The 14967-nt window shown below is 66.9% G+C and carries 12 protein-coding genes and 1 tRNA gene; 4 read left to right on the forward strand and 9 right to left on the reverse strand.

From position 1 onward, the window contains the following. Positions 1-19 precede the first annotated feature (19 nt). On the forward strand, positions 20-706 hold the full coding sequence (locus BRW65_RS24210) for an aminodeoxychorismate/anthranilate synthase component II (RefSeq protein WP_073878922.1): 687 nt from the start codon (positions 20-22) through the stop codon (positions 704-706). Here the strand turns inward: BRW65_RS24210 and pknB are convergent. The 7 genes from pknB to BRW65_RS24245 all read right to left on the reverse strand — a co-directional run bounded on the left by pknB (position 684) and on the right by BRW65_RS24245 (position 10579). Further along, the gene (gene pknB, locus BRW65_RS24215; protein WP_073878924.1) at positions 684-2558 is read right to left on the reverse strand and encodes a Stk1 family PASTA domain-containing Ser/Thr kinase; all 1875 of its coding nucleotides are present in this window, start codon (positions 2556-2558) and stop codon (positions 684-686) included. The genes BRW65_RS24210 and pknB overlap by 23 nt on opposite strands. Next, positions 2555-3886 carry a serine/threonine-protein kinase gene (locus tag BRW65_RS24220; RefSeq protein WP_073878926.1) on the reverse strand — a complete coding sequence of 444 codons (1332 nt, stop codon included), beginning with the start codon at positions 3884-3886 and terminating at the stop codon, positions 2555-2557. The genes pknB and BRW65_RS24220 overlap by 4 nt, the downstream gene beginning before the upstream one ends. Next, entirely contained in the window at positions 3883-5361 is a 1479-nt protein-coding gene (gene pbpA / locus BRW65_RS24225) for a D,D-transpeptidase PbpA (protein WP_073878928.1), read from the reverse strand. Before pbpA ends, BRW65_RS24220 begins: the two co-directional genes overlap by 4 nt. Continuing rightward, positions 5358-6767, reverse strand: a complete 1410-nt coding sequence (locus BRW65_RS24230) for an FtsW/RodA/SpoVE family cell cycle protein (RefSeq protein WP_073878930.1) — start codon at positions 6765-6767, stop codon at positions 5358-5360. Before BRW65_RS24230 ends, pbpA begins: the two co-directional genes overlap by 4 nt. Further along, entirely contained in the window at positions 6764-8278 is a 1515-nt protein-coding gene (locus BRW65_RS24235) for a PP2C family protein-serine/threonine phosphatase (RefSeq protein WP_073878932.1), read from the reverse strand. Before BRW65_RS24235 ends, BRW65_RS24230 begins: the two co-directional genes overlap by 4 nt. A 52-nt stretch (positions 8279-8330) precedes the next feature. Next, complete coding sequence (locus BRW65_RS24240; RefSeq protein ID WP_073878934.1) at positions 8331-8798, reverse strand: FHA domain-containing protein FhaB/FipA; 468 nt, start codon at positions 8796-8798, stop codon at positions 8331-8333. A 134-nt stretch (positions 8799-8932) separates the two neighbouring features. Then, positions 8933-10579, reverse strand: coding sequence for a DUF3662 and FHA domain-containing protein (locus BRW65_RS24245; RefSeq protein ID WP_084187954.1), 1647 nt, complete (start codon positions 10577-10579; stop codon positions 8933-8935). A 243-nt stretch (positions 10580-10822) separates the two neighbouring features. Between BRW65_RS24245 and BRW65_RS24250 the strand changes: the two genes are divergently transcribed. The 3 genes from BRW65_RS24250 (at position 10823) to BRW65_RS32425 (ending at position 13541) form a co-directional block, all read left to right on the forward strand. Beyond that, positions 10823-10905 (forward strand) — tRNA-Leu (locus BRW65_RS24250). 213 nt (positions 10906-11118) lie between these two features. After that, complete coding sequence (locus tag BRW65_RS24255) at positions 11119-13059, forward strand: TNT domain-containing protein (protein ID WP_073878999.1); 1941 nt, start codon at positions 11119-11121, stop codon at positions 13057-13059. Next, entirely contained in the window at positions 13056-13541 is a 486-nt protein-coding gene (locus tag BRW65_RS32425; RefSeq protein ID WP_244168186.1) for a hypothetical protein, read from the forward strand. Before BRW65_RS24255 ends, BRW65_RS32425 begins: the two co-directional genes overlap by 4 nt. 113 nt (positions 13542-13654) lie before the next feature. On the opposite strand, the gene BRW65_RS24265 is transcribed toward BRW65_RS32425, so the two are convergent. Together BRW65_RS24265 and BRW65_RS24270 are read right to left on the reverse strand one after the other, a co-directional pair. After that, positions 13655-13984, reverse strand: a complete 330-nt coding sequence (locus BRW65_RS24265; RefSeq protein ID WP_073878939.1) for a GNAT family N-acetyltransferase — start codon at positions 13982-13984, stop codon at positions 13655-13657. After that, positions 13971-14954, reverse strand: a complete 984-nt coding sequence (locus BRW65_RS24270; RefSeq protein WP_073878942.1) for a pirin family protein — start codon at positions 14952-14954, stop codon at positions 13971-13973. Before BRW65_RS24270 ends, BRW65_RS24265 begins: the two co-directional genes overlap by 14 nt. Positions 14955-14967 lie beyond the last annotated feature (13 nt).

The raw sequence follows: 14967 nt of genomic DNA on the forward strand, positions 1-14967 counted from the left end.
CGGACGGTAACCTGGCACGGTGCGGATCCTGGTCGTCGACAACTACGACAGCTTCGTGTTCAACCTGGTGCAGTACCTCGGCCAGCTTGGCGTCGAGGCCGAGGTGTGGCGCAACGACGACGCCAGACTCTCCGACGAGGCCGCCATCGCCCGGCGGTTCGACGGTGTGCTGCTCAGCCCCGGACCGGGCACCCCGGAACGCGCGGGTGCCTCCATCGGACTGGTGAGCGCGTGCGCCGCCGAGCGCACGCCGCTACTCGGAGTCTGCCTCGGCCATCAAGCCATCGGCGTAGCCTTCGGCGCCACCGTGGACCGCGCCCCCGAACTGCTGCACGGCAAGACCAGCAGCGTCTTTCACACCAATGCCGGTGTCCTGCAAGGACTTCCGGATCCCTTCACGGCGACGCGCTACCATTCGCTGACCATACTTCCCGAGTCGCTGCCGCCGGTGCTGGAGGTGACGGCCCGAACCCGCGGCGGCGTCATCATGGGTGTGCGGCACCGTGAGTTGCCGATTCACGGGGTCCAGTTTCATCCGGAGTCGATCCTGACCGAGGGCGGGCATCGCATGCTGGCGAACTGGCTGGCCTACTGCGGGTGGGCCCGCAACGACACGCTGGTGCGCCGGCTGGAGAACGAGGTCCGGGCGGCGGTACAGCCCTATCTTCCGGTCGATCCGGCGGCTACTGGCCGAACTTCAGCGTGATGATCCCGTCCCGGTTGCAACCGGTACCGGCCGGCGGATTCTGATACACCACGCGGTGCGACTGGGAGCCGCCCGCGTCCACATCGGCGCCCTTGTCCAGCACGCCGGTCCAGCCCAGCGCCCGTAACCGCGGCTCGGCGTCCGTCCAGAACATGCCGCTCAGGTCGGGCATCACAAACTGGTTGCCCTTGGACACCTGCAACTCGATCACCGAATCCACCGGAACCGTCTGGCCCTTGGGCGGATTCGTGCCGACCACCTCCCCGGCGGGCCGCGTGCTGTCCACCTGCGCCTGGGTGACCTTGGTGAAGCCGTAGACGGTGAGGTTCTTCTGGGCGACGTCGACGGTCTGGCCGGCGACGTCGGGCACCTGCTTGGTCTCGGGCCCGGAGCCGACGATGACGGTGATCACGTTGGTGATCGCGGACGTCTGGTTGGCCGGCGGGTTGGTGCCGATCACCTTGCCCAGCAACTCCGGACTCGACGGCGAGTTGGCCTGCTTGAATTTGCTGAATCCCGCCGCCTTGAGCTTGCTGACCGCGTCGGAATAACTCAGCGAGGAGACGTCGGGCACTTCGCGCTGCTCGGGACCCGTCGACACATTGATCGTGATCTCGTCGCCCGCGCTCACCGACGCGTTCGCGCCGGGGTCGGTGCTGATGACGTGGTCGGGCGGGATCGTCGAATCGGGCTTCTGCAAGGTACGCGTCTTGAAGCCGCGATTCTGCAGCGCCGCAATCGCATCGGCGGACACCTGGCCCCGCACGTCGGGCACCTGAACATCGCGGGTGGTGCCGCCGAAGGTGTTGAACGCGATGACGACGACGATCGTCAGCACCGCCAGCGCGGCGACCGCGACGATCCAGCGACCGACCGACCCACCGTCGCCGTCGTCGATGCGACGGAGGGGTTGCCGGGGCAGCGGATCGGTGCGCGGTCCGGGCTGGTTTCCGCCGGAGGTGATCAGGCCGCTGCGGTCGGCGTCGGTGAGCACCTTGGGCGCCTCGGGCGGTTCGCCGTTGTGTACGCGCACCAGGTCGGCGCGCATCTCGGCCGCGGTCTGGTAGCGGTTGTCCGGGTTCTTGGCCAACGCCTTGAGCACGACGGCGTCGAGGTCGGCCGAGATGCCCCCGTGCCGCTGCGACGGTGGAATCGGGTCCTCGCGCACGTGCTGATAGGCGACCGCGACCGGCGAGTCTCCGGTGAAAGGCGGTTCGCCCGTGAGGATTTCGTAGAGCACACAACCCAGCGAATAGACGTCGGACCGGGCATCGACGGTGTCGCCCCGGGCCTGCTCGGGCGAGAGGTACTGGGCCGTCCCGATCACGGCCGCGGTCTGGGTGACGCTATTGCCGCTGTCGGCGATCGCCCGCGCGATGCCGAAGTCCATCACCTTGACCGCGTTGGTGTTGCTGATCATGATGTTCGCCGGCTTGACGTCGCGGTGGATGATGCCGTTCTGGTGACTGAAGTTCAGCGCCTGGCAGGCGTCGGCGATGATCTCGATCGCCCGGCGCGGGGGTAGCGGGCCGTCGGTGTGCACGATGTCGCGCAGGGTGACGCCGTCGACGTATTCCATGACGATGTAGGGCAGCGGACCCGTCGGGGTCTCCGCCTCGCCGGTGTCGTACACCGCGACGATGGACGGGTGGTTGAGCGCGGCGGCGTTCTGGGCCTCGCGGCGGAACCGGAGATAGAAGCTGGGGTCGCGGGCGAGGTCGGCGCGCAGCACTTTGACCGCTACATCGCGGTGTAACCGGACGTCGCGGGCCAGGTGAACCTCGGACATACCCCCGAAGCCGAGGATCTCGCCCAGTTCATAACGGTCAGACAGGTGCTGAGGGGTGGTCATCGTGGTATCTCGTGTCGGGCCGGTGACGCGCTGGGCCTCAGTGGTTCACCCCACCCGTGTTCGGCCGGCCCTCGTTGCAGTCCAGAATTACCTATCGTCGGTCGATCCGTCCAATTCAGCCGCAGCGCGGGGCCGGACGCGGAACCGCTCGGGGTGTTGGTTGCCGGCGGCGGCGCCGGCGGACTCCCGGTGTCGGTGACCGTCGGGGGAGGCGGCTGTTGCTGGGTATCGGCGCGGGAATTGATGACGATGAGCACCGCGATGATGATCGCCAACGCCCCGAGCACTCCGGCGGCCCACAGCAACGCGCGCTGGCCCGACGAGAAGGTGCGTCGGGCCGGGGGTGGGCGATGCCCTCCGGTGGCGGGCCGGGATCGGCGCGGCGCCGCGGCCCGGGTGCTGGGCACGGCGGCCGCCCTGGTCGTCGGGCTCGACGGAATGGCCGCCGGTGACGCCCGCCCGGGCGGCGGTGACTGGCTGGGTCGGGGTGGACGGCGGCCAGCCCGCACGGCCGCCACGGCATCGGCGAACGGCCCGCCGCTGCGGTAACGCATCGCCGGGTTCTTGACCAGCGTGATCTCGATGAGTTCCCGCACGTTGGGCGGCAGCTCCGCCGGCAGTGGCGGAGGGGGTTCCTTGATGTGCTTCATCGCCACCGTCAGCGCACCGTCACCGGTGAACGGCCGCTTGCCCGACACGACCTCGTAGCCGACGACTCCCAGCGAGTACACGTCGCTGGCGGGGGTCGCGTCGTGGCCCAGAGCCTGTTCGGGGGCGATGTACTGGGCGGTGCCCATCACCATCCCCGTCTGCGTGACGGGGGCGGCGTCGACGGCCTTGGCGATACCGAAGTCGGTGATCTTCACCTGGCCCGTCGGCGTGATCAGGATGTTGCCGGGCTTGACGTCGCGGTGCACCAAGCCCGCCGCGTGCGCGACCTGCAGCGCCCGGCCGGTCTGCTCGAGCATGTCCAGCGCGTGCCGCAACGACAGCCGGCCCGTGCGCTTGAGCACCGAGTTCAGCGGCTCACCGTTGACCAGCTCCATCACCAGGTAGGCGGTGCGGCCCTCGCCGTCCAGCTGGCTTTCGCCGTAGTCGTGGACCTGGGCGATGCCGGGGTGGTTGAGCATCGCGGTGGTGCGCGCTTCGGCGCGGAACCGCTCGATGAACTCCGGATCCTGGGAGAACTCCTGCTTGAGTACCTTGACCGCGACGCGCCGGCCGAGCCGGCTGTCCACCGCCTCCCACACTTGGCCCATGCCGCCGGTGGCGATCAGGCGCTGCAGGCGGTATCTGCCAGACAGCGTCACACCAACTCGCGGGCTCATGGTCCTCCCTGTAGCGCGGCTTGGATCACAGCCCGTCCGATCGGCGCGGCGAGTGCACCTCCCGTCGCGGACAGGCGGTCGCCGCCATTCTCCACCAACACTGCCACGGCGACTCTGGGCGTCTGCGCGGGCGCGAAGGCGATGTACCACGCGTGCGGCGGCGTATTACGCGGATCGGTGCCATGCTCTGCGGTACCAGTCTTCGATGCGATCTGCACGCCGGGAATGGCCCCTTTCTGCTGTGCGACCTTCTCGGCGCCGACCATCAGCTCTGTTAGCTTAGCGGCGACCTGGGGCGACACCGCGCGCCGCTGCTGATAGGGAACGGTGGTGCTGATGTTGGCCAGATCGGGACCCTTGAGGCTGTCGATCAGGTAGGGCTGCATCTGTACCCCGCCGTTTGCGATGGTCGCGGCGATCTCGGCGTTCTCCAGCGGCGTCAGTGCGACGTCCTTCTGGCCGATGCTGGACATGCCCAGCGCGGCGGCGTCCGGGATGATCCCGACGGTTGATTCGGCGACCTGCAGCGGGATGACGCTCGGGGTGGTGTCCATTCCGAACGCGCGCGCCATGCTGCGCAACGCGTCGGCGCCGGTGTGCATGCCGAGCTGGACGAACGCGGTGTTGCACGACAGGGCGAACGCCTGCTTGAGCGACACCGTGGCCTGGCTGCCGCAGGGTTGGCCGCCATAGTTCTCCAACGTCGCGGTGCTGTCGGGCAGGGTGATCGAGGGCGCCGCGGTCAACTGCTCGGCGTCGGTCGCGCCGGCCTGCAGCGCCGCCGCGGTGGTGACCACCTTGAACGTCGAACCGGGCGGGTAGGTCTCCGAGATTGCGCGGTTGGTCAGCGGGTTGTCGGGGTCGTCACGGAGCCGCTGCCATGCCTGCGCCTGCACCTCGGGATCGTGCGACGACAGCAGATTGGGGTCATAGGACGGCGATGACACCATGGCGAGGATCTTGCCGGTGGACGGCTCGAGGGCGACGACGGCGCCCTTGCATGGCGGGCCGCCACAACCCTGCTGCATCGCGTCCCATCCGGCCTGCTGCACGCGCGGGCGGATGGTGGTGTCGACGTTGCCGCCGCGAGGATCGCGGCCGGTGAAGAAGTCGGCCAGGCGGCGGCCGAACAGCCGCTCGTCGGATCCGTTCAGCAGCGGGTCCTCGGCGCGTTCCAAGCCGGTGCTCGAATAACGCAGGGAGTAGAAGCCGGTGACCGGCGCGTACACCGCCGGATTGGGGTACACGCGCAGGAACCGGAAATGGCTGTCGGTGGCCACGGAGTAGGCCAGCAATTGGCCGCCGGCGACGATCTGGCCGCGTTGACGCGAATACTCGTCCAGCAGCACCCGCTGGTTGCGCGGATCGGCGCGCAGCGAGTCGGCGGCGAACACCTGCGTCATGGTGGCGTTGAGCAGCAGCAGCACGATCAACGCCATGACGGTGATCGAGATGCGGCGCAGCGAGGTGTTCATACCTTCTGGATCACCTCGGTGTTGGCGGCCGCGATCGGCGAATCCTTGCGCTCACGACCCCGCAACGGATGCCGGGCGCTGTTGGAGATCCGAGCGAGGATCGCCAGCAGCACGTAGTTAGCCAGCAGCGACGATCCGCCGTAGGACATCCACGGTGTGGTCAGGCCGGTCAGCGGAATCAGCTGCGTCACACCGCCGACGACGATGAACAACTGGATGGCCAAGGTGGAGGCCAGGCCCGCGGCCAGCAGCTTGCCGAAGCTGTCCCGGGTGGCGATGGCGGTCCGCATGCCACGCACGATGACGATGGTGTAGAGCATCAAGATGCTGGCGAGCCCGACGAGGCCGAGCTCCTCGCCGAACGCGGCGATGATGAAGTCCGTCGACGCGGCCGGCACGGTGTCGGGTTGGCCGTTGCCGAGCCCGGTGCCGAAGATGCCGCCGGTGGCAAAACTGAACAGCGACTGCACGATCTGGTAACCGCTGCCGTCGGGATCAGAGAACGGGTCCCACCACATCTGCACGCGGACCCGGACGTGCGCGAACACGAAATACGCGATGACGCTGCCGACCGCGAACAGCACGAGGCCGATCACCACCCAGCTAAACCGCTGTGTCGCAAGGTAAACCACCACCAAGAACGACGCATAGAGCAGCAGCGAGGTGCCGAGGTCCTTTTCGAAGGCCATCACGCCGACCGAGATCACCCATGCGGCCAGCAGCGGCGCGAGGTCGCGCGGGCGCGGCAGGGTCAGGCCCATGAAATGTTTACCGACGCTGGTGAACAGGCCCCGTTTGGCGATCAACACGGCGGAGAAGAAGATGAGTAGCAAGATCTTCGAGAATTCGGCGGGCTGAATTGAGAAGCCGGGGAACCGAATCCAGATCTTCGCGCCATTCTGTTCGGACAGCGACGCCGGGAGCAGTGCGGGAATCACCAACAGCACCAGGCCCGTGATTCCGCAGATGTAACCGTACCGCGCAAGCTGCCGGTGGTCTTTCAAGAAGGTGACCACAAGCGCGAACGTGACAACCCCGACCAGAGTCCACATCATCTGCTGGGTGGCGCTGGGGTGATGACGGCCGCTGAGCTGATTGTTCACCAGGTCGAGCCGATGGATCATCACCAGCCCAAGTCCGTTGAGTAGCGCCACAATTGGCAACAGCAGCGGATCGGTATATGGAGCGAACCGTCTGATGGCCAGGTGCGCCGACCCGAACACGAGCAGAAATATCAGCCCGTAGCTGACAACGTTCCAGCGCAATACGCGGTCCTGGTTTGCCTCGACGATCAACAACGCGGCGACGGTGATCGCTGCGGCGAAGCACAGCAGCAGCAGCTCGGCGTTGCGGCGGGTGGGCAGCGGAGGCGTGACCGCGACGGGCGGCTGGAGTTGTGTCGTCATGCCACCGTCCGGCAATCAATGCCCGGTTGGAGTGGAGGCGCTGGAAGCGCGGTGACCGTCTGCGATGTGGTCGCGGGGCCCGTCGACGAGGGCGCGGGTCCGCCTGTGGCACTGGTGGGGGCTGGGGTGCTAGAGCCGGGAGGGGCAGAGGTTGGTGGTGCGGTCGGTGCTGGCGATGTCGCGACACTGGACTCGGGGGTGCCGCTCCCGGGTGCGGGTTGCCCCGGCGGCGACGTGGCGCGCGGGGACGGGCAGGTGGGCAGCAGGTACTCGGCGAGCAATTGTCTTAGCTGTGACTCGGCCTGGTCCAGGCTGCCGCCCGGCAGTCCGGTCTGGACCTGGACCTGCCCGGGACGGCGCAAGTCCCGCAACGTCATCAGCTGACAATTCGAATGATCGGATTGCCCATAGCTGATCAGGGAGAGTTCGTTGCGGGCGGTCAAACAGCCCACCAGATACGGTTGCTGCAGGGGCACGCCCAACAAAGAACCTTGGATTCCGCGGACGATCGAAACCCTGCCGTCGTACTCGGTGACGTAATAGTTGCGCTGAATCACCCACCAGCCGATGGCCAGGCCGGAGAGCACGAACAGCACCGCCAGCGTCACCACGAAGAACATGCGCCGCCGGGGCCATCGCGGCCGGTTAGGTGTCTCCGGTTGCGGTGCAACGCGTTTGGGCGCCTCGTCGCGCGGCCTGATCGCCGAGGCACGGCCCGCGGAGGTGTTGGGCAACGTCATTTGGTCGTCGTCCCCGGAAACCGCACCGGCCAGGATCGGTTGGGTCTGGCCGTAGTCGTAGTCGACGACGTCGGCTACCACCACGGTCACGTTGTCCGGTCCGCCGCCGCGCAGCGCCAGCTCGATGAGGCGGTAGGCGGCTTCGGCGACGTCGGGGATCTGCAGCGCCTCGAGGATGGTCTCATCGCTGACCGGGTCGCTGAGGCCGTCCGAGCAGAGCAGGTAGCGGTCACCGGCGCGTGCCTCGCGCATGGTCAACGTGGGCTCGACCTCGTGACCGGTCAGCGCGCGCATGATCAGTGACCGCTGCGGGTGGCTGTGCGCCTCTTCCCGCGTGATCCGGCCCTCGTCAACCAGCGTCTGGACGAACGTGTCGTCCTTGGTGATCTGCGTCAGTTCACCGTCGCGCAGCAGATAGCCGCGCGAGTCGCCGATGTGCACCAATCCAATTCGATCGCCCGCGAACAGGATGGCCGTGAGCGTGGTGCCCATTCCCTCGAGCTCTGGCTCGGCCTCCACCTGCGCCGCGATGGCCGCATTGCCGGCGCGCACCGCAGCGTCGAGCTTGGCCAGCAGGTCGCCGCCGGGTTCGTCGTCGTCCAGGTGGGCCAATGCGGCGATCACCAACTGGGAGGCCACCTCGCCTGCGGCGTGACCGCCCATGCCGTCGGCCAGGGCGAGGAGCCGCGCACCGGCGTATACGGAGTCTTCGTTGTTGGAGCGCACCAGGCCGCGGTCGCTGCGCGCGGCGTATCGCAGGACCAGGGTCACGGGCGCAGCTCCTCGACCCCGGCTACGCCGGCATCATCGTCGTGTGCGCGGGTCACGGGCGCAACTCGATCGCCGTCTTGCCGATCCGAATCGGCGTCCCTATCGGAACTCGTACCGCAGTCGTCACCTTTGCCCTGTCAAGGTAAGTGCCGTTGGTCGATCCTAGATCCTCGACGTACCATTCCGAACCGCGCTGCGACAGGCGGGCGTGCCGCGTCGAGGCGTAGTCGTCGGTGAGCACCAGCGTCGAGTCGTCAGCCCTTCCGATCAACACCGGCTGCCCGCTGAGTGTGATGCGCGCCCCCGCCAACGCACCCTCGGTCACCACCAGGTAGCGCGCGGCGTGCCGGCGTTGCCGCGTGGGCAGGAGCGTGCCACGCAGCGCCAAGCCGCGGCGCACCATGACGGCACCTGTGGGCGCGTAGATATCGGTCCGCAAAATCCGCAACACGGACCAGATGAATACCCATAACAACATTAAAAATCCGGCGCGCGTCAGCTGCAGTACGAGTCCCTGCATCTGGCGTCCTTTCCGTCCTGGCCCCGAATCCAGCGACCCCCTGGCGCCGGTGACCCCGAGCACATCGGCAACGTCACGATACTTGGACGGCGGTCGACGCGGGGCGAAGCACGGCAGCGTTGAGCCCAGCGGGTTTAGTGGATCCGGACGATGATCTCCGAATGACCCAGGCGGATCACGTCGCCGTCCGCCAACTGCCACTCCTGCACCGGTGCGTTGTTGACGGTGGTGCCGTTAGTGGAGTTGAGGTCCGACAGGAGCGCCACCTGCCCGTCCCAGCGAATCTCGAGGTGACGTCGTGAGACCCCGGTGTCGGGCAATCGGAACTGCGCGTCTTGTCCACGGCCGACGATGTTGGACCCCTCACGCAGCTGGTAGGTGCGGCCACTGCCGTCATCGAGCTGCAGGGTGACCGTCGTTCCGGCCGCGCCGTAACCGCCCGCGCCGTAACCCCCGTAGCCGCCGGCCTGCTGGCCGTAGTCCGCCGGCTGCCCGTAGTCAGCGGGCTGGCCGTACTCGCCCGGCTGGGCATACTCGGCCTGCTGGCCGTAGTCATAGTCGCGGTGCGCGGTCTCGGGGTATCCGCCGGCCTGACCGGGGTATCCCCCGGCCGGCACGTTCTCGGCATATTGCGTGTAGTCGCCGGCCCCGTACTCCTGGCGACCGTAGCCGCCACCCTGCTGGTAGCCCTGCTCGTAGCCGCCGCCTTGCTCATATCCGGCGCCCTGCTCCGGATAGGCCGGCCGTTGCTCGGGCGGAGCGTAGCCCTCGTCCGGGCGGGCCGGTCCGCGGCCGTAATCGCCGCCGTAGCCGCCGTAGCCCTGCTGACCTCCAGCGGGCGGCGGGGCGTAGCCGCCACCTTGGCGGTAGCCCTGCTCGTAGCCTTGGCCGCCGTATCCGCCGGGGGCGGGAGGACGCTGCTCATACTGCGGCGGGGGGCCGCCCTGGGCTTGGTCTGGGTAGCCGCCGGGGCCCTGGTACCCGCGCTGGTCGGGGTAGCCGCCCTGATCTTGGTAGCCGCGCTGGTCTGGGTAGCCGCCGGGGCCCTGGTAGCCGCGCTGGTCGGGGTAGCCTCCCTGGCCTTGGTAGCCGCCCTGCTCCGGGTAGCCACCCTGCTCGGGTTGGCGTGGCGGCGGGTAGCCCTGCTGCGGGGGATAGCCGCCCTGCTCGGGCGGATAGCCGGCCCGCGGGTCGGGCCCGCCCTGCGGCTGGTCGCCGGCGCGCGCGTCGTCTTGCGGGCGCGCGTAGCGCTCGTCGTAGTACTCGTCGCCAGGCCGCCCAGGCCCCGGAGGGCGGTAGCTCGAATCGTCAGTCATTGGTGCTACTCCTCGTTCTGCGCCGAACGCACTACTTGATTGTGGCGGGACGGCATCGTGGACCGCCGGGCGGGGCTGCACATCGGGATTGACAACACCGCGGGCGCGGTACTGCCCGGTGCGCAAATCCGACGACCGCTCGAACCGGACGACCACATCACCATACGTTTGCCACCCCTGTTCATGGATGTAGTCGACCAAGTACCTAGCGAAAGCGTCCGACGTGAGATCAGGGTCGGCGCCCACCTTCTCGAAGTCGTGCCTACCGAGGGTAATGATGTATTCGTTGGGGGCCAAAAGCCGATCGCCGTGAAGTTTCTGGACGCCGTCGCGGGCTTCGCGGCGTAGGAGCGCCTCAACCTCCTGCGGAACGATCGATCCGCCGAAGACCCGGGCGAACGCGTTGTCGACGGTGGCCTCGAGCTTGCGCTCGATCCGTGCGGCCAACCCCCGTTGGCTACTCATGCCCTGCCGTTCGCGTGCAGTTGCCACAGCGTGCCGTTGGCGCGCGGCAAACGATTCGGCCCGTGTCCCCTCACCCCAGCATGTTATCGGGACAGCGCGACGGCGCGGCACCGTCGGAACTCTGAGAACTTCGTCGGCCCTGCTCAGACGCGTTGTGTCCCAGCGCCCCACGGCCTCCCGGCCCGACCAGGCGGGTTGGGGGATGTGGCTATTAGAGTGGTATGGTCCATCGGTTGTTTTTCCGGGCGAGTGGCGGAATGGCAGACGCGCTGGCTTCAGGTGCCAGTGTCCTTCGGGACGTGGGGGTTCAAGTCCCCCTTCGCCCACACTTGAGCGGTTCGCCGAACCGCAGGCGCTGAGGTCACGGACTCGAGGAGTTCGTGACCTTCGTGTTTTCCGGCATGTTGCGCCGGGGCTCAGCAGGCTTGGGCGTTGCGGTGAATTGACGTCTGCAATCGCATTAGTAGCGTAATTGCCAGCTCAGGAGGGGTGGCGATGGTCGTCGCGGCGTGGGACGCTACGCGGCTGCGGGTGATGCGGTGCAGCTGCGCTATATAAGCATTGCGGCGCTGATCGCCGAGGCCGGCGGCGACCCGTGGGCGATCAACAAGAGCTTGCAAGCCGGGAGCCCGGGGCAGATCGCTTCGCTGGCGGAGGTATTCCACCGAGCGGGCCGATGCACCAGTGAAGCCCAGCACGCGTTCGAGCAGGCCCGCAGCCGCTTCAACGCTGCGTGGAACCGCCGGGACGGCGGTCATCCGATCAACGACTCCGTCGAAGTGCAACGGGTCACCCAGTCGCTCGGCACCCAGTCCCTGCAGCTGCCCAAGATCGGCGCAGACCTGGAGAACATCGCCGCCTCCTTGGCAGAGGCGCAGAAGGCCGCGGCGGCAGAGATCGCTGCGCTCGAGGCGCAGCTGCAAACGCTCGACGGCCTGATCGGCCAAGCGGTCGAAATGGAGCAGGACCCCCACCTCAGCGCGGAGGACAAGAACACCCTCGATGCCCTCATCCGCAATTGCGAGAGGGACGCCATCGATGACACGAAAGCCGCACTGGCACAACTTAATTCGATCCGCAATGGCTATGCCGATGGCCTACACAATTCGCTGGGAAACCTGCGAACCGAAGGATACGATCCCGAAGCCCTTCACGATGTCGACGCCGACGGTTCGCCGAAGCCCACCGAGCTCCAGCTACAGGCGCTGGCCGATCTCCGCCGGATCACCGACCAAGCGGTGGTCGATCAAATGGGCAAGGTGCGTGCCGCGCAGGAGGCCTTGAACAAGGCGATGGCCGACCTGTACACCCACGGGCCGGGATCGCCCGAGGGCGAGGCCGCCAGTGCGAGCCTGCCCAAGCTGAAAGCGGACCTCGCTCACGCGCTCGACGACCTGGGCAAGATCCCCGACTACCGGGACGTCGACCCCGCGTCGATAACGATCACTCCCGACGGTCGTTTCATGTTCACCCACACCGTGGATGGGCAGCCGGTGCAGGTCTACGGCCAGCTCAAGGACGGCGCGGGTGAATTCTTCGATCAGGCCATGGGCACGTCCTATACCTTCAGCGGCGGCAAGTTGATCGGCATGCGCACGCCGGATCCCGGGAAGGTGGAAGCCACCCCCGAACCGTTGTGGAGCGCTATTACCACCGCGGTTGGCGGCTACGGGCTGAAGGTCGGCGGTGAAGCGGCCTGGCAAGGGCTCAAGACGCTTTTCAGTCGCGAAGCGCTGGAGGGCTTGACCGGTGACAATGTCCTAGCCCGCGCAATGGGCGGCGCCGAGGAGCGTGCGGCAAGCGCCGGAGCGGACCTGAGCCCGCACGGTTCACCAACTCCGGGCGTAAGCGGTGAACCGGTACCGGGTACCACCCACCCCGGTCCCGCACCCGTCGTCGAGCACGGGCCGCACCCGGGCGGCGGCGGTGAGCTTCCGCCCGATGCTGGACCACCAGCGGGACCGCATGTGCCGGTGGCGCCGGATGGTCCACGGGCCCCAGTGCCCCCCGGGGCCCCGCCGCCTCCGTCCCTGCCTCCGGAGCACGAGTTGTTCAACGGCTACCACCCGGCGGAACCGGGCCCAGAGTTCACTCATCCCGACGGCAGCCTGTCCTATCCCGACGACACGCTGGCAACCAAACCCTATGCGGTTCCGGGGACAGTGATTCCCGACGCGCATCTTGAACCGGGGACGATTCTCGGGCGTTTCGGCAGCCCTTATGGCGCTTACTTGGCGCCCGAAGGCACGCCTTTCGCTGAGCTATCACTCCCACCAGAGAGTGCGGTGAAGCCTTACTTTGAATACGCGGTGGGAGACCCATCTCTCCTACCGCCGGGCTGGCACATCGAACAATCTGAAGTGGCGCCGTGGTTCCATCAGCCAGGCGGCGGCCAACAATTCCGGATCATCAAACCAGACGGCACAAATGGTACGGTATTTGAACTGGAACGTTATGGAGTATTGGTACGGGTACGGTGAAAATGGCAGACTTTTCTCGATTATCGAACAATTGGTCGGTGTGGGCGCCCAAAGCTGGTTTGACCAACGTCACGACATCCCTCAGTTGTGGCGACTGCGACATTCTCTTCAAATCGGACGACTATTCCGTGCATCTTCGGGATGGCGACGGAGGTTGGGTCGTCGACGTAGTGGATGACCGCGGGCAAAGGCGTAACGATGTGGCGAAATTTTCGACGTTTGAACTGGTCGAGAAGTATCTCATATGGAATTGGATAACTGCTGCTCGTTCGGACCTCGCTTCAGGAGCTCTGGGCGCCAGCCTCTATAAGCTCGGCTACGCGTCCGGTGTTCAAGTCGTTGAGTTGGAAAAGGGCAATATCGAATTGTGCCTGAACGGGGCGTGTGCAACATTAGTGGTCGGCGACGCGACAATCTTTAGTCACATTATGAAATGGTCGGTAGAAGACATCCTCAACATTGCCACTAGGGGCAGCTCTTAAAGCTATTCTCAATGCCGAAGCTGGATTACCGCGAGTCTTTCCTTTTGGACATCTAAGTCACGACGGTAACCGGACCGGCACGCAATGCAATAACCCGTAATGTTTCGGAGCGACTACGAACGCACCCACCGCAAGATATCCGGCGTCACGGCGTCGGTGATGTCGTCGAATTCGGGGTGCTTCTTGAGCACGGTGCCGATCATCGAGCACACCGGAACAATGCGCTTGCCCTCGCCGCGCGCCTCATTCAGCGCTTCCTCGACGAGGATCGTCGCCAGGCCCCGTCCGCCGTACGCCGGGTCGATTTCGGTGTGGTAGAAGACGCGCTGGTCGCCGCGGTCGGCGAAGTCGGCGAGGCCGACCTGCTTGCCTTCTACGGCGATGGTGTAGCGGCCCTCCTCGAGGCTGACGGTCGTCTCTGCCCCGGTCTTATCGGTGGCCATTGGTGTCTTCCTTTCCTTGCGGTATCGGTCGCGGTCGCAGCCGAGTGGTCGGCAACGGCGGGGCGGGCAGACGGGTAAGCGAACCCCGGTAGCCGTGGACGGAGCCGAAGCGGTCGTCGCCGGCCTCCCACAGTTGGCGGTAAGCCACGATGTCGTCGTGGCTTCGTCCCACGAAGTTCCACCACATCACCAGTTCTTCGGTGAACGGAGTACCCCCGAGCAGCAGTACCCGCGCGGGCCGGTCGCCATCGTTGCGCAGGCGCAACGACGAGCGGCCGGGGTTCAGGTAGGCCAGCTCGGCAACCGCCAGCGCGGCTTCCTCAACACGGACCGCCCCCAGGTCGCAGAGCACACCATGCTCGAAGGCCGGATCGACATCGAGGTCCAGGTGAGTCCCGGCGTCGAGATCGAGCTGGGCGCCCAGCAACGGAGTGAAGGTATGCACCGGGGACCGGCTGCCGGCCAGGTACCCGAGGAACACGCGAGCCGTCGCGCCCGGAAGGGGTACAGGCGCCGGCGCGTAGTGCGCGAAGTCGCGACCGGTGTCGCGATCGGAATCGGGCAGCGCGACCCAGAGCTGGACGCCATGCAAGGCCGCCCCCGACGTCACCGATACTTCCGAGTGGCAGATACCGGCGCCGGCGGTCATGAGGTTCAACTCGCCGGGACGGACGGCGGCGTCCACGCCGGCGCTGTCGTTGTGCTCCACTTCCCCACTGAACAACCAGCTGACGGTTTGTAGTCCGGTGTGCGGATGCGGCGGGACGTCCATGCGCGCGGACGACGGACCGTAATGGTCGATGAAGCACCAGGCGCCGACCAGCGAGCGCTGGCGTTGTGGCAGCGTGCGGCGCACGCGCATCGCCCGAGGGCCGCCCAACGGAACCTCACGGGGACGCAGCACCTCGGTGCCCGCGCCCGGTGACGCAGCGCAGGCAAGTTCGATCGGTGCCGGCTCAAGGTTGTTCATTGTCCACACCGAC

This window comes from Mycobacterium paraffinicum, from assembly GCF_001907675.1.
Classification (GTDB): domain Bacteria; phylum Actinomycetota; class Actinomycetes; order Mycobacteriales; family Mycobacteriaceae; genus Mycobacterium; species Mycobacterium paraffinicum_A.